The organism is Candidatus Poribacteria bacterium (assembly GCA_021295715.1).
In the GTDB taxonomy this organism is placed as follows: Bacteria; Poribacteria; WGA-4E; order WGA-4E; family WGA-3G; genus WGA-3G.
Genome location: JAGWBV010000024.1, coordinates 1 through 23,047 on the forward strand (window position 1 = coordinate 1; position 23,047 = coordinate 23,047).

13 protein-coding genes are annotated in these 23,047 nt (G+C 48.8%); 9 read left to right on the forward strand and 4 right to left on the reverse strand.

Annotated elements, in window-relative coordinates; genetic code table 11:
* Positions 1–262: 262 nt before the first annotated feature.
* The 3 genes from J4G07_08190 to J4G07_08200 all read right to left on the reverse strand — a co-directional run bounded on the left by J4G07_08190 (position 263) and on the right by J4G07_08200 (position 4,239).
* Complete coding sequence (locus J4G07_08190) at positions 263–1,054, reverse strand: hypothetical protein (protein ID MCE2413968.1); 792 nt, start codon at positions 1,052–1,054, stop codon at positions 263–265.
* A 116-nt stretch (positions 1,055–1,170) separates the two neighbouring features.
* Entirely contained in the window at positions 1,171–2,619 is a 1,449-nt protein-coding gene (locus J4G07_08195; GenBank protein MCE2413969.1) for a sulfatase-like hydrolase/transferase, read from the reverse strand.
* Positions 2,620–2,811: 192 nt separating this feature from the next.
* Positions 2,812–4,239 carry a hypothetical protein gene (locus J4G07_08200; protein MCE2413970.1) on the reverse strand — a complete coding sequence of 476 codons (1,428 nt, stop codon included), beginning with the start codon at positions 4,237–4,239 and terminating at the stop codon, positions 2,812–2,814.
* 241 nt (positions 4,240–4,480) lie between these two features.
* Between J4G07_08200 and J4G07_08205 the strand changes: the two genes are divergently transcribed.
* From J4G07_08205 to J4G07_08225, 5 genes are all read left to right on the forward strand, one after another.
* Positions 4,481–5,095 (forward strand): YceI family protein, encoded by a 615-nt coding sequence (locus J4G07_08205; GenBank protein ID MCE2413971.1) that lies wholly within the window; start codon positions 4,481–4,483, stop codon positions 5,093–5,095.
* A gap of 78 nt (positions 5,096–5,173) precedes the next feature.
* The gene (locus J4G07_08210) at positions 5,174–6,085 is read left to right on the forward strand and encodes a hypothetical protein (protein MCE2413972.1); all 912 of its coding nucleotides are present in this window, start codon (positions 5,174–5,176) and stop codon (positions 6,083–6,085) included.
* Between the two features lie 403 nt (positions 6,086–6,488).
* Positions 6,489–10,616, forward strand: a complete 4,128-nt coding sequence (locus tag J4G07_08215; protein MCE2413973.1) for a hypothetical protein — start codon at positions 6,489–6,491, stop codon at positions 10,614–10,616.
* A 16-nt stretch (positions 10,617–10,632) separates the two neighbouring features.
* Entirely contained in the window at positions 10,633–11,613 is a 981-nt protein-coding gene (locus tag J4G07_08220; GenBank protein MCE2413974.1) for a hypothetical protein, read from the forward strand.
* A gap of 186 nt (positions 11,614–11,799) precedes the next feature.
* Positions 11,800–13,722, forward strand: coding sequence for a DEAD/DEAH box helicase (locus J4G07_08225; protein MCE2413975.1), 1,923 nt, complete (start codon positions 11,800–11,802; stop codon positions 13,720–13,722).
* Positions 13,723–14,321: 599 nt separating this feature from the next.
* Here J4G07_08225 and J4G07_08230 read toward each other — a convergent pair.
* The gene (locus tag J4G07_08230) at positions 14,322–17,729 is read right to left on the reverse strand and encodes a hypothetical protein (GenBank protein ID MCE2413976.1); all 3,408 of its coding nucleotides are present in this window, start codon (positions 17,727–17,729) and stop codon (positions 14,322–14,324) included.
* Between the two features lie 534 nt (positions 17,730–18,263).
* Here J4G07_08230 and J4G07_08235 point away from each other — a divergent pair.
* The 4 genes from J4G07_08235 (at position 18,264) to J4G07_08250 (ending at position 23,036) form a co-directional block, all read left to right on the forward strand.
* Positions 18,264–19,049 (forward strand): LamG domain-containing protein, encoded by a 786-nt coding sequence (locus tag J4G07_08235; GenBank protein ID MCE2413977.1) that lies wholly within the window; start codon positions 18,264–18,266, stop codon positions 19,047–19,049.
* Positions 19,050–19,082: 33 nt separating this feature from the next.
* Complete coding sequence (locus tag J4G07_08240; protein MCE2413978.1) at positions 19,083–19,994, forward strand: formylglycine-generating enzyme family protein; 912 nt, start codon at positions 19,083–19,085, stop codon at positions 19,992–19,994.
* A 426-nt stretch (positions 19,995–20,420) separates the two neighbouring features.
* The gene (locus J4G07_08245) at positions 20,421–21,788 is read left to right on the forward strand and encodes a sulfatase-like hydrolase/transferase (protein MCE2413979.1); all 1,368 of its coding nucleotides are present in this window, start codon (positions 20,421–20,423) and stop codon (positions 21,786–21,788) included.
* A gap of 102 nt (positions 21,789–21,890) precedes the next feature.
* A complete protein-coding gene (locus J4G07_08250) occupies positions 21,891–23,036 on the forward strand; it encodes a mandelate racemase/muconate lactonizing enzyme family protein (GenBank protein ID MCE2413980.1) in 1,146 nt (381 codons plus the stop codon).
* Positions 23,037–23,047 lie beyond the last annotated feature (11 nt).

The following is a 23,047-nucleotide window of genomic DNA, read 5'->3' on the forward strand; positions in this document are numbered from 1 at the left end:
AGGGTGGCTTGCACCCTTCGTGGAGAGCGTCGGGTTACTGACCTCTATGAAACGAGAAACAAGAACGAAGCACGAGACACGGGACCTACAAAACGCAAAACAGTTATTGCTTTTTGCTACAAGAACAAGTCTTTAGGCTTGGGTACATTGACAAATAGCGTTGATGCTCGTATCAGGTTCTCTTTCCTCTGGTCCTCCACAAATAGTAACATAAAATAACGTTTTTGTCAAGTCTTTGGCGTGGAATTCACAAATATTGCCCCTATAAAGACAAGTCTGAGTCCTTATAGCACTCACGAAGCCGTTTATTGCCCGCTTGCACAAAACTCGGTTCAATCTCAAATCCGATGAAATCTCGCTGATGCCGCTTACACACCACAGGACACGTCCCGACGCCTGCAAAAGGATCCAGAACCAAATCCCCCGGTAATGAACTCGCTAATACGATCCGCTCAATGAGTTTCTCCGGTTTCTGGATCGTGTTAAGGGTCTCTCTACTCACCAACTCCTTAGATTTATAGGTTAATTGCTTTATATCGCCCCAGACATCGCCCGGATTCTTTCCTTTCGGATTGTATTTCGTTTTCCCAAACTTACCATTTGTTACCGATGGCACGTTTTCGCACCGACTCCGGTGCGCTAACTCAACCAGCTGCGCGACTCTGATAGCATCTAAGTTGTAGCACCGCGGCTTTTTACCCTTGATGAAATAGCAGATAATATCGTAGTTATTCGTGTAACTGATACGCCCTTGGGCAAGTCGACTTGGCTGATACCATACGATCTTTGAACGAAGATTTAAGTGTTCTCGGTAGTCTATAAAGTCGATGCAATCCGGTTTTCCAAACAGATAGAGCGCGCCACCGTCCTTCAGTTTCGGCGCGAAATTTTTGATAAGCGTGAAGTTAAATTCCTGAATTGAGGAAATCTCGTCCCATGAATTCTCTGTTATGCCATACGGTCCATCACACACAATCAGGTCCACTGAAGCGTCTTTTAACGCTTTCAGTAAAGTGAAGGTATCGCCACAATGGATAGTGTTGCGCTTAAGCATAATTTCGTTTTATCTTAATCTTTGTAGGCGTGGTGTATCGCCTTTCCGGCGACTATCCCAAGTCCTGTGATAAACACTACAAGTGTCAAAATTGCAACCCATTCCATTATAATTCCTCACATAGGTCCCACGCGCCGGGATCCTCTGTCCATCGCGAGCATGGATGCATCAAAACTCTGTTTTAGAAGTTCAAATTTGATGTCCTGTTTCGCATCGACATGCCAAAGGTTCTCAAACTCGTCCGGATCGTTAATGAGGTCGTAGAGTTCACCTTCTTCGTGTCCATGATATACTACTAATTTGTAACGTTCATTTCGGTACATTGTTGCGAAAGTGTGGTCCGGCAGATCCACAGCGTCGTAGTACTCACATCGGACGAAATCACGGTGATGATTCGGGTCGGCTTCACCTCGGAGAATCGGGAGGAGTGATTTGCCGTGCATCTCCTCGGGGACTGTTAAGCCTGCCAATTCCAAGAGCGTTGGTACTTTATCAACGAGTTCAACAAGTGCGTCACTCTTGAGTCCGCTTGCAAATTGTCCTTGCCATGAGAAAATCAGCGGCACCCTGACTAAGCCTTCGTAAAATCTACAACCCTTTTGGATGAGTCCATGGTCGCCAAGCGTCTCTCCATGGTCACTTGTGAAAATGATGACGGTGTTTTCCCGTTGTCCTGTTTCGTCAAGCGTTTCAAGGATCCTACCGAACTGTTCATCAATCAATTGGATCATCGCGTAGTAGGCAGCTATGAGTGTTTTGGCATCTCTCGCTCCAACTGCCTCTGCTTCTTGACGCGGGGTCTGCGGTAAGATTGGACTCCGAATGTCCAGTTCATCAGGTGTACGGACTTTGGATTGAAAGTCGACCGCTTGTAGTCGGGTCTGCTGTTCCAGATCGCTGTTTCGGAAGAGTGGCTCTGGCATGTCCGCCGGGTTGTATTGTTCTCGGTGTGTCTGTGGTGGATTGAACGGCGGATGCGGATCGTAGATATTAACACTCGCAAGCCACGGACAGTCCCGATCTTCACGAATAAAATCAATCGTCTTTTCCGCACACCATGTCGTCTGATGTAACGCCGCTGGCACGCCTTCTGGGTTCTGGTTCAACTCGCCTAAAATATATCCCTTCGTGCGGACCCAATCAGCGTAGTCGTGTCCCTGTTCCCAGTCATCACGTGGCGCGTGGCTGTATTGCCAATAACGGTAGCCGTCGTTTGCGCGGGGTTCCACCCGGCGGTAAGCACTCGCAAGGTGAAGTTTGCCTATCAACCCGCAATCATAACCGATGTCTGCAAGGGTGCGCGTTACAAGCGGATACGCATCTGGAAAAAAGTCGTTTCCGTTGCGAATCGCGTGTGTTGCGTTTGGGTACATACCTGTGAGAAAACTCGCTCGGCTGGGCGTGCAGATAGGACTTTGGCAATAGGCGTGTGTAAACGCGACACCTTCCGCCACTAAATTGTCGATGTTCGGTGTTGACACATACGGATTCCCTAATGCACCGATTGTGTCGTAACGCTGTTGATCCGTGCAAACCCAGAGGATATTGGGTGCCTTAACAGCCATACATCAGCCTCTTTGTGCCTATTATTTGGTTTTCGCACTAAACCCGGTCTCTTTAACGAGGTCCACGAGGTCCGTGGCAGTAACGGTGTTCCTCCGGACTTTAATAATGGCTTGATCGGGGAGAGAAACCTCAACGCTGATAACGCTTTGATGTTGTGTAAGTGCATCCTGCACTTTGGCGACACAAGCCCCTCACGTCATGCCTGTTACTACCAAAGCGACATCTTCGCTTCCCGCGGGTTCAATCGGGACAGACATAAAGGCGTTCAATAATTTACCCGTGGCAGCATCAAATATCCGAATCTTTCCATCAAAGCCACCCGTAGCGAGTTGTGTGCCATTCGGATGGAACGAAACTGCGAAAACACCAACCGCATCGCCTTGCATGCTTGCTAAACGTGTTCCGTCTTCCGTGTTGTAGATACGTGCTTCACCGCCTGCGCTGCCAGTCGCGAACTGACTCCCGTCTGCTGAAAACGCGACACCTTCAATTGTGCCCGATTGTGCTTCATACGCCTGGATGAGGTTGAAATCTGTGTTGCCTACATCTCTCCGTATTTCGCGAAAGATTTTGTAGAGTCGTGGGATCCGATCTTCGCCAGCACTCAAAACCTGATCTTTGGTCGGGTGCCGGGCAAGGGTGTTAATTTCTCCATAACCCTTGTTACTCGAGTTGATGTCGTCAACGAAAGAACCTGTATCTACCTCAACCAATTTGAGGGCAGTATCGCGCCCGCAACTCACGAAGTGCGAACCATCGGTAGAGAAAATCGTACCGAACACCCAGTCACTGTGGTTGTCGAATTTAATCAGTTCTTTCTCGTCTTCAATAGACAGGATACGCACCGTTTGGTCTGAGCATCCAAAGGCAACGAGACTTGCATCTGGTGAGAAGGAGAGACCGTATACGGTGTCATAGCTGGAACGCATCGCTTTAATAAGCGTATTCGTTGCGGTATCCCATAGTTGCAATTCGCCGAATTGTGCAGGAGAACCGCCTGCCATGCCCAATATTTTTCCGTCTGCCGTATATGTCAGCGATTCTATGCGATGCGCTTTGCCTACCAATCTTGCTTTAAGTTTAAAGTTCGTTGTGTCGTACAACAGAATTTCGCGGAATCCGGACACCGCGAGTGTGCTACCGTCAGGCGAATATGCCAGAGCAGTAACCACGGGAGGCACTGTGTAAGTCGGGTAGTTCCCCTCACCCATATCGTCGGCTTCAGCGGGTGTGTCGTCGTGGGCACCTTCGAGAATCCAGCGTCGAAATAATTCGACCTCTTCAGCGGAGAGTGGTGCTTGGTTCTGTGGCATTGCCGGTTCATCGCCGGAGATGAGTTCGATAAGGAGACTTTCATCAGGTTTTCCAGGGACAATTGCATCACCCGCCATTCCACCTCGCTTGAGGTCTTCGTAAGTTGTCACAATCAGATCACCGTTCGGATCGCCCGGGTGATGGCATCCTTGACAACTTCGTTTGAGAAGCGGGTCAATCTCGGAATGGTAACTGACGGCTGAATCTTTCGCGTGCTGGTCTGCTGTTGCAAACGGGCTTAACGCTACGAAACAGAGCAGGTACACCCCTAAATGAATCATAAACCTTGATCGCGATACTTTCATGTTGAAAAAACCTCCCTCTCATTACACTATTTCGATAAGTTACACCCAAGATGTCGCGGTTAGCATACTTTTGATTTAATAATTATATCACAATTTTGTAATGAAATTCAAGATAAAAATTCTTCTGAACATTTCACGTTGACATCTGTCACAAAATACGATATACTTCTTTTGCCGAATACAAGGCAATACACTCTTAACAAAACTTAACTATCTTAACTATATTAAGGAGATTTCCTCAATGAAAATTCACTCAGGACACAACCTACAGATTCCCTATGCCGCTGGTCTCGTTTTAGCTTTACTCGTCATCGGCTTCACAGGAAACATACAACTCGCAGATGCAGCAGATACCTACGAAATTGATACAGCACATTCAATGATACTTTTCCGAGCAAAACACATGGGGATTACCTACAACTATGGAAGGTTTAATGAATTCACCGGCAAGATTACAATGGACGAGGATGTTTCCAAGAGCATGGTGGAATTCGAGGTAAAGACAGCGAGTGTTGATACTGCTAACGAAAAACGCGACCAACATCTCAGGAGTTCCGACTTCTTCAGCGCAAAGCAATTTCCCGTCATTACCTTCAAAAGCACGAAGGTGAGTATGAAGGAAGGTGAAGAAGACGTGTTGGAAGTCACGGGCGACCTTGAATTGCTCGGTGTTAAGAAATCTATCACTGTGGATGTCGAGATTACTGGAAAAGGCAAAGCAAGAGGTGGAGAATCTCTGATTGGGTTTGAAGGCGTCTTCACGATTAAGCGGAGTGAATTCGGTATGACTTACGGCGCGGGAGCTGTCAGCGATGATATCCGCCTTACTGTTAGTATTGAAGCCAAGGGAGAATAAGAATATCCATCCCGATTTCCTGTGGGTGTGCTCTTCCAGACCATTACCTCCGCAAAATGCACAAATGGACATTCAGCGATGTTAACACTCAAGCAACTTTTCCTCGGTTTATTTTTGCCGGCTGTTGTGAGCGGTGGGGTTCTTATATTCGCGAGATCCCTCTCTTCCAAACAGGACGCAACGAACACTGGGGAAAGTGAAACTGGATCTTCAGATTGGCTCATCGCTGTTGCGCTCAGTGCTGGCTACATTGTTGGCTATCTCGGTTTGGAAGGGCTCCCGTCATTTCCGCCCCGTTTGGGAGCGCATTGGCTCTGCTATCTTGCTGTTATCGGACTGATCGTTGGGGGACTTTGGAATTTTTCGTTTTGGGGACGTATAATAACGCAGGTGGCACTTGCTGTTATCATACCGCGTCTTCTCTTAGCGCCAACGTTTAGACATACGTGGGGTCAACTTGAAGGGATTATTTGGTGGGTGTGCCTCGCCGCTGCGATTTTTATTTTTTGGAATCTCGTCCAGCAGAGTTTCACTATTTTGCCCTCTGGTGTTTCCAGTTCATTTGTATATTTTGGGCTTTCTGGGGGAACTGCCCTAATTCTCGCGCTCTCCGGGGCTTTGCGGTTGGCGCAACACGGTGGCGTTCTCGTAGCACTTTTCGCTGCGAGTTGGGGGATCGCTCTCATTTCAGGGCAGCGTTCCGACAGAAATCGGCACCTCTTTCCATCCAGCGCATCGCCGGTTGTGGCACTCCTACTTTCGGGTATCTGGATGAACGGGTATTTTTTTGAAGAAGTCCCGACAGCGAGTGCTATTTTGCTATTAATTGCGCTGCTCTTCGTACATGTCGGACGGATAGAGGCGATTCAGAAACTCGGTGCCCGGCGATCTGCGCTCGTCCAGATAGCAGCGATTGCGTTACCAGTTCTTATCGCAATCGGTGTCGCTATCGCACGCTCTGGTCTTTTGGGTGATAGCAGCGGTTATTAATTAAGACGAACAAAAGGTTGGAGGTGTCTGTCTAAATACCTTAATATAAATTCGACTTAATAGATTTTCTGCAGCACCCTTAACGGCTGATCAAATCTGCCCCGTTTTGGACTGTTGCACGTAGACGCTGCCCCATTTTGTGCAAGTCTTTCTAACATTTCGCTGAGAAATCCCGTTAGTGTGATCGTGTTCGGGCTGGCACGGAATTTGCATTGATTGGTATAAGTTGATCTCAGAATTTGAAGGAAGCCCATCGTACGAGATCCATATATTTTTCGGGTCTACGTATGTCCAGTTTAGGTGAGTAAGTCAATGGCGCGCAGAAAAGGAACCATTTCCCATGCGACAAAATTCCAAGTCATTTCCTCGACTTGCCCAAAAGAACAAACGACCGGAGGTAAAAATGAGTTTGATACGTAGTCTGACCCGTTTTGGCGTGTTATATAAGTTAAAACTCTCTGTTAATAGTGTTGTCGTGCCACTTCTGCTTGGCATCTTGTTCCTTTTTAACGGTTGTGTAAAGATGGAGGCAACTCGAAAGGCAGATTGGGAGACACACTTCACCGATCTACACTTTTTCAATCATAAACAGGGATGGATTGTCGGGGAAAAAGGACTGATTATTCATACAGTGGATGGTGGAAAGACGTGGAAGCAACAAGAGGTTGATACAACAAGCCCAGGATTTCGTATTCCTGATGCCTCTTTGGACTTCAAAGCGGTTTACTTTACGAACACAGACTACGGCTGGGCAGTTGGCGATGAAGGGTTAGTTGCGACGACCGACGACGGTGGTAAACACTGGACTTTGCAGCGGAGTGGCACCTCCGCGATGCTCCTTGACGTCTATTTTGCCAATTCAAAAGAGGGATGGATTGTTGGAGAAGATTCGGATGTCCTCTACACAAAGAATGGCGGAAAAGAGTGGAAACGGTTTGAATACGTCAGCGAGTTTATGCTCAACGGTGTCTGGTTCGTTAATGATTCGATGGGGTGGGTTGTTGGTACCCATGATAGAATTCTTCACACCAAGACTGGGGGCAAATCGTGGCGGGAACAGAGTAATCGCTTTGCGGGTGAGCGCGACCGGATGATCAATGACAATAAACAAGTCTTCTTCGTCAGCGATAATGAAGGTTGGATTGTCGGCAGTGATGGCTCTATCTTTCACACGACGAACGCTGGTATCAATTGGGAGCGTCAAGACAGCCGTATCCCTCTGATTAATGGGCACGTCCGAGATACCATTAACAGTATCCATTTCACAGATGAAAATTACGGGGTCGCCGTAGCAGATGTCGGCTTTATTACGCGGACCGAGGACGGGGGCGACAACTGGCAACTGATGGAGAGTGGCACTGAAAACAATTTGACCGGAATCCAGTTTACGACACCTACTGAGGCATGGGCAGTTGGATGGTACGGCACTATTTTGCACACGACGGATGCCGGTGCGACATGGGAAATGACCAGTGGAACGACTGCGAATGATCTGCAGAACGTCCAGTTTGCCGATGCCAACCGAGCAGTTGCTGTCGGTAGACGGGGCACGATGGCGATGAGCAATGATGGCGGACAAACTTGGAACGAAATTGAAACGGATATCTGGGACAGCATCTGGAACATTTATTTCGCAACTGACAAGCACGGCTGGGCTGTCGGTGAGCGTGGACTCATCGTTCATACAAGCGATGGCGGCACAAACTGGGAACCCCAGCGTAGCAATTCGGCATTTACACTCCATTCTGCCCACTTTATTAATTCTCAAGTCGGTTGGGTTGTTGGAGACATGGGGACCATTTTACATACAATTGATGGCGGAGAAACTTGGCTGCCCCAATTCCCGACTGGCGAGGTCTACCTACTCATGTTAAAGGGAGTGTTTTTCCTTGATGAAAACAGAGGGTGGGCTATTGGGCATCCAGGGGTCTGTCTCGCGACGGAAGATGGCGGGTTGACGTGGAACCAGCAGACGACCGGCACCTTCAATGAACTCTATGCCGTTTACTTCGCAGATGAAAACACTGGCTGGATTGTCGGACAGTTTGGCGAAATTCTACATACCACAAACGGTGGCGAACGTTGGAATTTCCAGCGCAGCGGCACGCAAGCGAACCTCAATAAACTCTATTTTGCGGGTACACAACACGGATTGGTCGTCGGTGATGACGGTGTAATGCTTACCACCGTTAACGGTGGCAAAAAGTGGGAACTGCAAGAGAGCGGTACCGATAACGACCTGTACGGACTGGCACTCTCTCCTGACGGTGTCGTTGCTGTCGGTAAGGGTGGAATTGCGATGCGCTACTCTATTGAAGAGGCAGAATTGCCAGCGAAATTACCGCCTGTCGCCGAAGAACCAGAGATTATTACGGCTGAAGAGGAAACCCTTCTTGAACCCGTTGCTTATCATTGGGACATTATTCGTCAAGCAACGTGGCGAACGAACTTTGCTGATACGCATTTTGTGGATGCACATAACGGATGGGCAGTCGGTTCAGGTGGCGCAATCGCACATACTACTGACGGCGGCAGGACATGGCTACCACAACACAGTGGTGTTAGTGAAGACCTGCGCCAAGTCGAATTTTCTGATGAAAAACACGGGCGAATCCTGGGATCCAACGTCTTGCTCCAGACCGAGAACGGTGGTGAAACGTGGCGGCCAATTCTTCAAACAACCAAGCAGAACCTACCACGTGTTAGCACAATGCACTTCCTAAATGCCGACGAAGGTTGGCTCGGCGCAACGATCGGGCAATTCTTGCATACCACAGATGGCGGAAAAACGTGGGAAATCCAGAAAACCGGAACCACGATGGCAAACATCACCGACATACACTTTATCAACAGTCAGGTCGGGTGGGCAGTCACACCGCAACGACGAGATGGTGGGTTTATTCTCCATACTATTGATGGTGGCGACTACTGGAAAATTCAGGCGAAGACAAATCAACCCGGCGTTGCTGTCCATTTTGCTGACGAAAACCGAGGGTGGGTGGTTCTCGGCAACGGCAACTCGTTGTTAACTGAGGACGGTGGTGAAACGTGGAGGTTGCAGACCACGGCACAGAGCACACGTGGCTTGCGGCGCATTACCTTCCACTCGCATACCAACGCTTGGGGACTCGGCGGGGGCGGCGTGTATATCACCGAAGACCAAGGGATAAGTTGGAAACCTGTGTCCGTTGATACAGGAGATGATGCAGACCATAATATGTTCGCTATGGAAGAATCCAACGAAGAATTCAACCCGTTTTTACTCGCAGAATCCGAGCCAGAGATGGAGGAAACAGAGGAGGAAGAGGTTGCAGAGGGACCGACGCTAACTTATGACGAGACACCGGAGGAAATTCAGAATCGGCTTCGAGCGCAGCGGCAACGTCCCGGACGTTTCGCACCTGAAGGTGAACTTCCACCTAATGCTGAGCCAGCGACGCCTCCAACGCTACAAAGACAGCAACAACCACCCCCACCGCCGCCAGAACCTCGAGGACGCCGTGGACGCGGTGCCCGCCGAATCGCCAGCGTATACTTCTTGGATGCAGAACACGCATGGGCTGTTGGAAGTGGCGGCAGTATCTACCATACTGCAGACGGAGGAGAGACATGGGCACGTCAACTCGGTGAACAGCAGCGCAATGACTTCCGAGAGGTCCTCTTCTACGATGACAAAAACGGTTGGATAGCGGGGGACAGCGGCGTACTACTGGAAACCCAAGATGGTGGACAGACATGGGAGACGCTCCGAAGTCGAACACGCCAGCGTCTCATCGGGGTCCACTTTGCCAGCCTTGAGCCGAAATGGGGATGGGCAATGCAACGCGACGGAACTGTTCTCTATACGACAGATGGCGTCGCTTGGACGGCAGGAGATACGCCTGAGCAACCGCCTTTTATGGAAGGCGACTCGCCCGGGACGTTCTCGCTGAACGATGTTGATTTCGGCAAGTTTTCTGAAGGGTGGGCTGTCGGTAGACTCGGATACATCATCCATAACAAAGATGGTGGTCCCACGTGGACAGCGCAGCGCACCACGGCAAACGATACACTCATGGATGTGGATATGAAATTCGCACCTCTCGGTTGGGCTGTCGGACAAAGTGGCGTAACCCAACGCACTATCAACGGTGGTGAGTATTGGCGGATGCACGAAACAAAGATTAATTACGACCTCAATGCGGTTTCATTCGTCGCGAAGCGGACAGGTTGGGCGGCGGGTGAAGCCGGTATCGTCCTAAAGACGGCTGATGGTGGTTTTAATTGGGAACCCAAATCGACTGGTGTGAACAAAACGCTTCACGGTATCATCGCGCTCTCTGAAAAGGAGATTTATGCAGTCGGCGAAGAGGGGATAATTATCCGTTCAACCGATGGTGGTGAAACGTGGGAACAGGAGCACACCGATATCGACAATAACCTCTATGTCATCACCCGTTCCAAAGATGGTAAATCGTTGTGGGTTGTTGGTCAGTGGGGTGTTGTCCTGCGTCGGAAATTAGAGACCCCTGTGCGTATGTCAATGCGATAAAAGGTAAAATTAAAAAATGAAATCGAAATCCAGTAAAGCATTACTTATCTCTGTCCTATTGCACGCCGGTATTGGGGTGCTCGGTCTTTTCTTTTGGTTTAGCACCAATCCGCAGCGAAACGCTGACGCGATTAATGCCTTGTTTGTTGTTGAAGAAAAGCCGAAGGTCAGACGCGTGACACCTCCGAAACGCACGCAAGTCAGACACAGAAGAACGCGTGATGTCAGTCAACCCCGCCTGAAAATCCTCACGAGCAATCAACCCGCCAGTACTCGCGGAGTTGTCTCTGCAGCCGAACCCGCCCCTTTCCAACCCTTCGATACTGATGATGTCGGTGAACCTGTGGGACCCACCGCGACCAATGTCGAATTTGACGATACCCCACGTGTCCAAAGGGTTATCGAACGTCCTTTCAAAAAAGAAAAGAAAGCCAAAGCACGGTTCAGAAGTCGGTTGGTGCGGTTCATTGAGGCACAGGAGGGACCGCAGCGTATCGTCTACGGCGTTGATCTGTCTACGAGTATGCAAAATCTCCCGCCCCATAAACTCAAGAGAATTATAGACCTGATGCGGAATTCGCTGACGTTCCTTGAGCCTCACGATAGTTTCAACATCGTGGCGTTTAGCACGGAACTCATCGTCTACCGAGAAGGCTTTGTCCCTGTAACAGAGCAGACAGTTGCCGCATCGTCAAACTATCTCGCCGACATCCACTCCCAAATTCACACAAAAGGGACCGACCACGATATGCTATCGGCGCTGACTGAAATTGCCAAAACCGCCCCTACCATCGTTGTTCTCTTTAGCGATGGCATTCCTACCACGATTGCGGGACCGGATCTTACGCTCATTGGTGAACACGCCGCAGGCAATGGACGCATCTTCGCGATGGGGATCGGAATGGCACCGAATTTCCCGGGAGCCGTCATGTTGAGACGACTCGCTACCGTCAGTGAAGGAGATTTGTGGCTTGTGGATAGAGGTAGAAGTCGATAGGAAAAATTAGCCTCAAAAACCGTAGCCCGTAATATAATCGAGGGGTTTTGCTGGGGTGTTTCTTCAGATCTTGAGCGAAAACCGCCAAAGCACAAACCGCGTCTTTGATCCGCAAGGTAAAATTAAAAAGATTGCGTCTTTTCCCTGACGCGAAACCGTAGCCCGTCATGAAATGGAGGGCGGATCTTGAGCCAAAACCGTCAAAGCACAAACCACATCCTACTTCCGCAAGGTAAAATTAAAGAACGTGCTGAGGAGATTGCAGAAGGTCTCTATCCACATCAAATAGAAGGTATCGCCTTTCTACTCGGTCGCCGTCGAGCACTTCTCGCTGACGATATGGGGCTTGGCAAAACCCGACAGTCCATCATCGCAATGGTTGAGGCAGAACCGGAGGGTCCCTATCTCGTGATTTGTCCTGCCTCCGTCAAAAGGAATTGGGCACGCGAAATCGAATGTGTGCTCCCGTTAGCTGAACCTGTCATTGTCGGTCCCGACCCTCTCCCTTCAACTCCCAGTATTGTTAAAGGGCAAGATTGGGTTATCATCAACTATGAGATTCTCGGTAAACACCTTGAAAGGCTTCTCGCGTTTGAATGGAAAGGTGTTGTCTTTGATGAAGCGCATTACTTGAAAAATCACCAGAGTCAGCGCAGTCGAAACGCCGCTAAACTCGTGAAAGCGATTCAACGCCAACCGATAGTCCACGCGTTAACAGGGACGCCAATGACGAATCGTCCTCGTGACCTTTTCCCAATTTTGCAATTGGTGGATCACCCCCTCGGCAAGAGCTTTCTCAGTTTCGCCAAACGGTACTGTGATGCCTATCAGGGAGACTTCGGGTTGGTAGCAGATGGCGCAAGCAATATTGAGGAATTGGCTGTTCAACTACACGGAGTGATGCTGCGGCGCACCAAAAATGAGGTGTTGGATCTTCCACCGAAAGTGCGAACGTGGTTAGACATTGAACTACACCCTTATGCGATACAGCACTTTAATAACGCCGTCCGCGAGTACCTAACGAAGTTTGACGCCTCTGAATCCGTAGGGTCGATTGAAGATGAATCGGAAAATTCGGAACGGCGACGAGCGGTTGGTAGGTTAACAACGGCACGTCGAAAACTCGCTTTTGCCAAGTGCCGACACACTATCAAGTTTGTCGAAAATGCCTTGGAACAAGGGGAGAAGGTTATTCTTTTCACTGCGTTTCTCAATACACTGGAACGTTTCCACAAACATTTCGGTGACCGAGCGGTTTTCGTCTCTGGGGAAGTTCCTACCGAGGAGCGACAGGACCGAGTGGATCAGTTTCAGAACGGTGAGAACGTCAAACTCTTCATCGCCAACATGCACGTCGCCGGCGTGGGAATCAATCTGACCGCTGGGCGGCAGGTTGTTTTTAACGACTTAGATTGGGTGCCAGCGAATCATTGGCAGGCGGAGGATCGTGCTTATCGCATTGGACAGACAGGTACTGTTAACGTCACCTATATGATCGCACGCGGCACGGTAGACGAATTCGTCAAGACTGTGTTGGAGACGAAAGCCGCGTTGATGGATGCCCTCGTTGAAGGCACATTGTTGATACCCAGTAAGGAGGGTGCACTCCAACCCGATGTGCTCAGTGAACTCAAGCGGATGATGAATGCGCTCTCTGTGCATGCCGCTGAGGTCGAAGAACCGCAATTGCTCGATGTACTCCAACAAGCGAGTGATGCCTATCTTGAAGAGAACGCGTCTCATCTCGAAGAAGCGACCCGTGCGCAGCTGCGCCCATATTCCGAAGAAGCCATCCGCACCTTAGCCCAAGTTCTCGCCGGTCCCGAACGTGCCGTCTATCGCGCTGAAAGTTCATCGCAAAAGGGCAAGTTTTACACGCTGGAAGTTGTCGGTGTAGATGTAACGTGTGATTGTCCTGGATTCACGCACCGTGGTAGTTGTCGACACGTCCGTCCGCTGAAGGCTGCCCTTGTTGCAGGAGAGCCGTTGCCGAAAGGGTATACGGAAGTCTTCTTAGAGTATTCCCTCAGTTCAAGCAAAGCGTTTTATCCTCTGCAAAGAGCAAGTTGTGGGGTCAATCGGAATTGCTGGCACAAGAGAATTTTATAGCTGCTCTTCCAAGAGTTGACCCCAAACCCTATGGATCCGTTTTTTCTATAATGCAAGATGGTTGAGCGAAATAATTGTAAACGTTATTTTTCCGCAGTCAACCTTCTTATTCACGCACGTATAAAAAGCAAATGGAAGTTTTGGGCACTATCTATTTTCACTTTCGATGTAATGTAGAATAACATTATTAAAGAGTTAACATTATATAATATCACATATCTGATTTTTAATCCAATTTGTTTTTAATTTAAGGCAAGTAAAGTCAATGCAGGCAAGGATTTTAGAAGGGAAAATCGTATTGAGACATTATTAAGCAATTTCACTATGAGTTATATTCTATGAACTTAAACGGTTTTTCACAATTTAATGAGCGTCCTGTTATTACTTGTAGAATATGATTTTGAATTAAGGATTTTAAGGGATTCTGTATGACATATCACGTCTATCGCAGGCATTAAGAGTGGCGACGTTTTTGTGAGTCGAAAAAGTGCTATGTGTGACGAAACAATAGACCGCTTCTCGTGTTGGGTTTTACATGCGTTCAGCCCAACATGATGCTTGCTATGGGCTTATGTGGAGTCGAAGATGAACAGGATCCGTTAGTGCTTGACTTGGGATGGTAAGCTATATACGCCCCACCGGACTTTTACAATCTCACCGGCATCTATAAGACGTTTAAGCTCATTTCTTATTGACGTTGGATGTCCGTCGATAGATGCAACCAGTTCTCCTGTCGTTTTTTCACCAGTGGATAGAAGCGCGTGAATCTGGTCTCGGAAAAGCACGCGTTGGATATTCCCGCCCCTAATTTTTTTCAGCACGCGATTCGCTTGCCTTGCGGAGCATCCGAGCACACGTTCCACTTCATTTCTGCTGGATTCAGCCGTTAGATTGTCACGTTCCATTTCAAAACGTTGACGCTTGGCTATTACGTCAGGCAGTTTGTCTAACCCGCCGGCAACCTCAAAATCTTCCCAGTCGAAAAGAAGCGTTTCAGGTCTGTCGGTGGTATCGGGGAGTTCTATGCTGGTAACCAATACGACTTTTTTGTTGGGCAAGCGGTTCAATCCCATGTATCCTATAATTCTTTTGAGTATGGTGATGGCTTTCTGTTCATAAACGCTCTGAACTCGATCGTCTTTGTAACGGCAACGGTCGGGTTCTGTCTCATAAAAAAGTGGTTTTTCATCGTTTCCAAACAAAATCTGCGCTTGTCGCCAAATGACACCCGTTTCCCAAATCGGTGTACCGACTATCCAGATGATTTGTGTTTCTTCAAGAGCTTCTGCCAGTTTTTCAAAGTTTTTAAAGTGTCTCACAAAACAGACGTTTTCTTTTTTTAAGACATCTGTGAGTTGTCTGATAAGCGGTTTATAGGTAATAATCCCATGCTTAACGTTCGGTTCTCTCTCAATTTCTGCGAGGATACCAGAAAAAAATTGCTGTCCTGTTTTAGATATTCCTGTAACATTCCAGTCGCTGTAGTGCTGTAAAAGTGTCTCTGGTGAATAGGTGCCTGTACGAATCTGAAAAACCTTGTTTGTTGGGACCCACGCCGCGGGCGGGACACGGGTAATAGCAATTTCTTCACCTGGGAATGTCCTACGTAAATCCCGATCGGAAAGGGTATCAGACATAAACAAAAGGCGTTTGACCTTCGGATGCAACACCGGTGGCACCCAAAACTTTAGGACTTTGTTGTGCCAAATCATCGGGGCATCGTCGTCCCCCGTGTAATAAGTAAAAAAACGCTTCAAGTGATGCCAAAGGGTCCAGTTTGGATTCGGATAAGCAGTCGGGAATGACTGGATGTTCTCAACAGTTGATATGTCAAGTATCCCTAATTCAATCGCTTGTCCCATCTGCATGGGGATTCTCGTTTCCGCGTCAAGTACAAAAGAACCCAGCGAAAAAACAGGCAGTCCCTTTGTCCTGAGTTCCTCTCCCGCCTCATTGTCAAGAGGAATATGAGCACAAGAACCGCCCTCAAACTCAATGGTAAAACGTGCCAACTCTTTTCCGGTTTCAGAATCAACCAGATCTCGTGCAACGACTTTGCCACGCACATTGACTTGACACATTTGTCTGATGAGTTCTTCTTTGTGTTGTTCAAAAGCCAAAAATGTTGTGCGGATCCGTCTGACAGCGTTACTGTATGGTTGTCCTTTGGTTTCTAAGGCGTTCAGTAAGGCTTTGGCGAAATTCCCTAAGGCACTTCCCTGCCACTTGACACTCCATTCCTCTAATACATCCTTCGGAATACTACATGTCAAAAACAGTTCATGTGCTTCTATTTCATCAATGATACAGAGTCGATCTGTTTCATCTGCCTGTCCGAACATTTCTTCTACCTTTATCCCGTGTTGTGGATTGAGGAATAGGTGGGGTGGTACCTCCGATATTTGCACCTTGGCGCGTTGTAGGTTGGAGGGTTGCGATAGATAACCACGTTTCTGACACTCCGCGTAAACGGGACATTCTGGGCAGATGCTTTCGGACGGATCTCCACCTTTTTTCTCAAGAGCATCGCATCGCTCAGGGTCCTCACAAACATTTCCGCCTTGAAAAGGGGTCGTCATCCGCACCTCAGCGGGTATCTCTTTTACCTGTTCCCACAAGTATTGCCGACTTCTTCTGTGGACGACCGATGGGAGGTTTCGCTTTTGGAAACCTTGTGCAGTTTCTTCTGCGTGCCAGGATTTCGAGCTTAAGCTAATTGCCCTATTGTTGAGAACATAGGATGCTGCTGCATGGCTTTTCCCGTCACCTTTCTCGGCAATAAGTCCGGTAATCCGTGCGGTTCCATCAAAAGCGCGTTGAATCTGAGCGGCAGTCTCTTCAAGTGTCTCGTAAACTTTTTCGGGGTGTTCTATCTTGTGCAGAACCGGGGCGGGGCGCTTGATCGCTAATGGGCTTAGTTTACCCTCCCGTACGGTGAGCACTGTGTCAGAGACAGGTAGTCCCGCAGCAGGTATGGGTGGTAAGAGGTCAGTATCGTTCCAGACATCTGTGATTGGTGTAGGTTCCATCGGTAGTCCAATATCAGACGTAGATGCGCGGACCCACACAATGCCATCACGTTCCCATAGTGATACCTGCGCGTCGTCATCCATGCTACCAGCTGGTAGCCAGTAGTGAAAGCCATTATTTTCTCGAACATAAGTAAAACCGCGTTTTATAAACGCCAGTTTGGCGAGATCAAGGCTATGTGAACCGAAGGATAGGGAGGTAACCGGAACTGCTTGTGGTGTGGACTTAGGTTTTTCTTCTCCAAGTGGGGCAGGGACGTGAAGTTCGGCGCGGAGCGCATCTATAACAGTAAAGAGAACCTCTTTGACAATAGCAGGCGGCTCTAAAAGGTTTCCAAGCAATATCTCGTAGCGCGCATCCCAGCAGTTGTATCCCTCTTCTCCAGAAATTTCGAGATATACGTCCCGATGATAGGGGTTTTCTACAGTCGGGGTGTGCTTATAGATATACTGCGTTGACACCTCAGTTTTTGGATGGAGGTAATCCGGTATTCGGCAAGAGAAGCGGATCCCACCCGACTTTGACATCGTCAACAGTGGATTCACAACTGCGTTGATGAGGATCTCAATACAGGATAAAACTGCGTCCGGTGCGGCGCATAACGCTTCGTATGTAAAATCAAGGTCGTGCCATCGTGCGCCATCGCGTTCGGATGGAATACCCGTATATACCTGAATTCCCCATGATTTGTGCCAATATCTAATTGTCCAATCCTCTATACCTTGACGTTTCAGAAATCGGTCACCACCAAGGTCCCTCGGGCCGTTGTCGCTCCAAGGAGCAGATCCTATTGGCATGAAAGAGATATCTGATTCCTCGAGTTCATAGAGTTTCACCGGATGCTTATGTGCGTAATAGACTGTGAAATGGTAGGGAAATCCCTTATACGGTGCAGGCGTTACCACAGTTCTCCGCTGCTTAAGCGGTTTTTCGCGCCGTTGATGGCAGCGTTCAATTAGATTTTTCAGGATATTCATAGCCACACCATCAGTAAGTGGATAACCTAAATTGCCCCCTTTGTAGTAGGATCTGTTAGATGATGCCAGTTGTCGTAGTATAGACTGTTAGTCTGGGTTTCCCGTGTGTCCGCAAACCAACAGTTTACAATACAAAAACGCAGAAAACCTCATGGCTGAAATCTTATAGGTAGCAATTTGGGCTAGATAGTAGAAACCTCAGTTTCTGCTATCTTTGGATTTTCGATGTTGGTGTCCGATAGCATTGCAGATTAGGGGTGTGCAGCCTCAGTTGTCATATCAGTAAAAACGATAGAGAGACAATATTGATAAAAATATGATATGATAATATATGAGTCTTTCTATGGAAAATTACACTGTAATTTAACATATTAAGTCAAATTAAGTCTATAGAAAAATAGCGTCATTCGGTTCTTTTGAGTTAACGAATGTTTTTTCTCAGTGCTTTATACTTTCCTTTATGCTAATTTCTGCTTGACAGTTATCCAAAAATTTGCTAAAATTCGTATAAATCAGCGCAAGGAGGCGTGACTAATGAGATTGACGATAATCGTAACTGTCCTGCTCTGTTGCCTGTTACCAGTGGCAACGCGGGCGGAATTGCCCCTTGACGATCTTGCCCTCTATATGTCTTTTGATGACATTCAAGGCAACAAAGTTATGGACGGTTCAGAAAACGGAAACGATGGTACAATTATGAAGGCATCCGTTGCCAAAGGCAAGGGCAAATACGGCAACGCGATGGAATTCAAAGGCGGAGATAACCATGTCTTAATCAAGAATTCTGATTCGCTCTCGATTGCCGATGAAGTCACAATTTCCGCTTGGGTGAACTGGAACGATGCTCCTGGCAACGGCTGGTTATGTGTGATGGCAAACGGGTCACAAGGTGGACCCTGGGAGAATTACGGACTCTTTGTCAACCGTGGTGCTCGCTACTTTTACTTTACACTCTCTGTCGGTGGCGAGGGTGCCCATAAGGTGATGAATTCTGGCAACGGTACGACCGAACCTGAGAAGTGGACGCATTGTGTCTGTGTCTATGATGGCAAAGATGCCCAAATCTATATTGACGGTGATCTGGCAAATTCGGCACCCCATGGGGGCAAATTGGTTGCTGGCGAGCAGGATTTGAGGTTCGGTCATCGGGGTGGCAGCGGCCACTGGTACAATGGTTTGCTTGATGAGGTTGCAGTGTTCTCGGTTGCTTTGGATGAGGATCAGGTTAAAGAGGCAAGTGGTAATATTGATGAGGCACTTGATGTTCAAGCGCGTGGAAAACTCGCAACCGTCTGGGGTAGAGTGAAGGCGGGACAGTAGCCTGAGATTTCAAATGTTGTTTGTGTTTCTTGTATGACCATGGTAGGAATAGTTGCTAATTCAAAAAAAGGGCGTGATGGAGCTCAACAGAGGTTTCCAATGTGGTGCCTGCTCCATTTCGCCCTTGTTTTTATTTTCCTTTCCTGCTCCGAAGAGGAGGCATCCGAGCCACCTGAAGGCATGGTGCTGATTCCCGCAGGTGACTTTCAGATGGGAAGCACGATGGGAGATGTGGATGAGGCACCTGTGCACACAGTGGAGCTTGATGCATATTACATCGATCAGCATGAAATAACGAATGCCGAATATCAGGCGTTCGTCGCTGCAACCGGGCATTCTGCTCCACGCGGAATCGGCTATACGGCTGTCTATGAACGCCTCAAACACAATTATGAGCCGTGGAACGATCCAAGTTTCAATCACCCAAACCAACCCGTCACAACGGTGACATGGTTCGATGCGACTGCTTACTGTGAATGGGTAGGCAAGCGGTTACCGACGGAGGCGGAATGGGAGAAAGCCGCACGCGGTGGCTTGGAGGGCGCACGCTATCCCTGGGGAGATGCCGAACCGGATAACACAAGTGCCAACTTTGCTGACAACCAAACGGGATTTGAATGGCGGAGTGCCGATGTAAACGACGGATTCCTTTTTACCGCACCTGTTGGAGTTTTTCCTCCCAACGGTTACGGTTTGTATGATATGGCGGGGAATGTCTGGGAATGGTGTCAGGATTGGTACAGTTCAACCTACTACAGTGATGTGTCCGGTACGGAGAATCCACTCTGGAATCCGAAGGGACCTGACACCGGTGAACGCCGGGTCTTACGTGGCGGAACATGGTACCGTGCTGCGCACACAATTCGCAATGCCGAACGTATCAGTGATTATCCGGAGAATAGTCTGAACGTTGTCGGATTTCGATGCGCCATGGATGCCCCGTAAAGGGACATGACGTGCGCGTTGGAGGCCATCCTTCCCACGTATTCCTGTGGGAGCGACCTCCCGGTCGCGATTTCTTGCAAAAATGGTTAGAAAACTGAAAACTGAATGCCTCTGGTGTCTCTGATTTTTCTGCTTGACAGCTATCTAAAAATCCTCTAAAATTAGGAAAAAGTGCGCAGCCTGAAACGAAGTGGAAGGGTTTTTGCGAATCAACGCTGGATGCGCGTGTTGCCTCGCAGTGAGAGTCAGCGGGTGTTTCTTCACTATGTCTATACATACGTGGCAACTTGCGTTTTTTATCCAAATCACGTAGTCCGTAACATTGTCCCGCAAGCCTCTATAGGCTTGCGCAAGGAGGACGGATATATCGAGAGGCACGTGAAAGTCTCAGCCAACGTTACTTACCTGCAAGGAAAATTAAAAAAAATGCCACAAAGTGATACAAATCAACCGAATGTTATCGTCTTTTTCACCGACCAACAGCGATGGGACACCTCCGGCTTACACGGCAATCCACTTGACTTAATGCCCAACTTCGATCGGATGGCGCAGCGTGGGACACATGTCCACCGCTCCTTTACGTGTCAACCCGTCTGTGGTCCCGCCCGCTCATGTCTACAAACCGGATTATATGCCACTCGCACTGGATGCTTCCGAAATGGTATCCCACTATCACCCAACCTCAAGACCCTCGCGCACCATTTCGGTGAGGCTGGCTACGCCACTGGATACATCGGCAAATGGCATCTCTATAGCGGCGGCACCGGTCCTGGACCTGTGCCAGCTGAGCATCGCGGCGGGTATGACTATTGGTTAGCGTCCAACACCCTCGAATTCACTTCCGATGCGTATCAAACGACACTCTACGATAACGACAATCAACCTGTTGACCTTCCCGGCTATCGTGTAGACGCGCTCACTGATGCGGTGATACGTTACGTTGATCGGCATAAGAACGACCCTTTTTATCTCTTTACGTCATATATTGAACCGCACCACCAAAATCATCTGGACGATTATCCACCGCCGGACGGATATCGGGAACGGTACGCTGGAAAATGGATACCCCCAGATCTCGCCGCGCTCGGTGGTTCGACGCATCAACACTTAGGTGGCTACTACGGTATGGTGAAAAGGCTCGACGAAGCACTCGGTAGACTTCTCGATGCCCTCAAGAGTCTCCACTTGCTTGATAACACTGTCATCCTCTTTACCTCTGACCACGGGTGTCATTTCAAAACCCGCAACGGTGAATACAAACGTTCGTGCCACGAGAGTTCCATCCGTGTCCCGACGGCGTTCCACGGACCCGAATTCATCGGTGGTGGGCAGGTCCAAGAACTTGTGAGTCTTGTAGATCTTCCGCCGACACTCCTCGATGCCGCAAGTTTGGAAGTGCCGGGTGAAATGCAGGGTAAATCCATTCTGCCCCTGCTACGTGGAGAAACAGATGACTGGCAAGAGGAGGTCTTCGTCCAAATCAGTGAAGCGCAGGTGGGACGTGCCGTCCGGACACAACGCTGGAAATACGGCGTGGATGCCCCGCATAGGAATGGCGGTGCAGATGCCGGGTCCGACCGGTATGTCGAGCAATATCTCTATGATCTCCAAGCCGATCCCTACGAGTTGCGGAACCTGATTGGATTGCAATCGCACGAAGCTGTCACAGCGGTGATGCGGGAGCGACTCATTCGCCGGATGTTAGAGGCAGGCGAAGAGGCACCCACAATCGAACCGGCACCTACACAGAGAAGTGGGCAACGCAGTGTCTCCGAAGCAGAAGCAAAAAGTTAACAAAAAGGTTAATTAAGCCCTTTGAGATGCAGCAAGGGCTTGGTTTTAACGAGGAACCGCCTGCAACAACGGCGCAGGCGAGTAAGGTCCATAATTTAAAAAATGAAGATTACAGATGTCAAGACCCTTGTCATGGGAACCAGTTGGCGCAATCTAACGTTTGTGAAAGTTGAAACCGACGAAGGCTTAACCGGTGTCAGTGAAGTGCGGATGAACAACCGGACAGACGCACTTGTCGCTTATATTGATGGTGCGAAACGACGGCATGTCATTGGCAGCGATCCCTTTAACACCGAGGACCTCTACCAACGTCTCTTCCGCGACGATTATGGTCGCGCCGGTGAAATCGTTGCAACCGGTATCAGTGTGATTGAGATCGCATGCTGGGATATTGTCGGTAAAGCATTGAACCAACCCGTCTACCGCTTACTCGGTGGAGCCTGCCGCGATAAAATCAAGGCGTATGCCAACGGTTGGTATCGTGTTGAACGTTCACCGGAAGAATTTCACGCCGCTGCCAAACGTGTACTTGAAAAAGGCTACCGAGCACTCAAATTCGATCCGTTCGGTGCTGGCTATTATGAGCTCTCTTATGAGGAGAAGTTAAAGTCTGTTGGACTCGTTGAAGCAGTTCGTGATGCTGTCGGACCTGATGTCGAAATTCTTGTTGAGATGCACGGTCGGTTTAGCCCGTATATGGCAATCGAAATTTCTGCAGAGTTGGAGAAATTTCAACCGAGTTGGGTTGAGGAACCTGTACCACCGGACAACATCGCGGCACTCGCAAAAGCTGCTGAAAAGATTAATCTCCCTGTTGCTACGGGTGAGCGGCTCCACAACAAGTATGAATACCGGGAATTAATTAACTTACAAGCAGCGGATATCCTGCAGCCCGACATTACCCAGACAGGTGGATTCTTGGAAACCAAGAAGATCGCGGCGATGGGCGATATGTGTTATATGACGGTAGCACCGCATAACGTCGGTGGGCCTGTCTCCACAGCAACCGCTTTGCACTTTGCTGCTGGCACGACTAACTTCAAAATTCAGGAACATTTTAACGATTTCTCTGAAGCGTGGGTTAAAGAGGCTGCTACTGGGTGTCCTGAAGTCATTGATGGCTATTTTAGTCTGCCTAATGGACCAGGACTCGGTATGGTGTTAAATGAAGACCTCATCGCTGAACATCCATATCGTGCAGGTTCATTCAATCTCTTTGAAGACGACTGGCACAAACGCGAATATTAAAAGGAGCCTAT